A 438-nucleotide genomic window follows, 5' to 3' on the forward strand; every position below is an offset into this window, starting at 1 on the left:
TTGCACTTATGCGCTCTTTATCCGCCATCGACGCAGCTATTTTATGTGCAGCCAAATTCATGGCTTCTCAGGATTGGGTTATTTTTAGGCATAACGCCTAAATTATAAGCATGGATTGGGATTTTGCGGTCAATAATTGCCGCTAAAGTGGACTGGTGGCGAACTCGATTTCAACTAGATTGTTCGGGCCATGTCCAATGAAATCCTGACGCCAAAACAGATGTCGGAGCTAGACCACCTTGCCATAGAGCAGGGACCTTTTGACGAAGATGCGCTCTTGCAGCGCGCCGGAAATGCCGTTGCCGCGACAATCCTTTCGCGGTTTGCGGGGTGTCGTTCTGTCTCGGTCCTGTGCGGACCGGGCAACAATGGCGGTGATGGATATGGCGCTGCGCGTGTTTTGGCGGAGGCCGGCGTTTCGGTTGATCTCTTTTCGAG

At 51.8% G+C, this 438-nt stretch carries 1 protein-coding gene; it reads left to right on the forward strand.

Annotated elements, in window-relative coordinates:
* Positions 1-190: 190 nt before the first annotated feature.
* Positions 191-438, forward strand: a 248-nt coding sequence (locus AB1462_RS32110) for an NAD(P)H-hydrate epimerase (protein ID WP_367249142.1), incomplete at its 3' end; no start/stop codon positions are given.

The organism is Pseudomonas sp. SB113, assembly GCF_040754745.1.
Classification (GTDB): Bacteria; Pseudomonadota; Gammaproteobacteria; order Pseudomonadales; family Pseudomonadaceae; genus Aquipseudomonas; species Aquipseudomonas grimontii.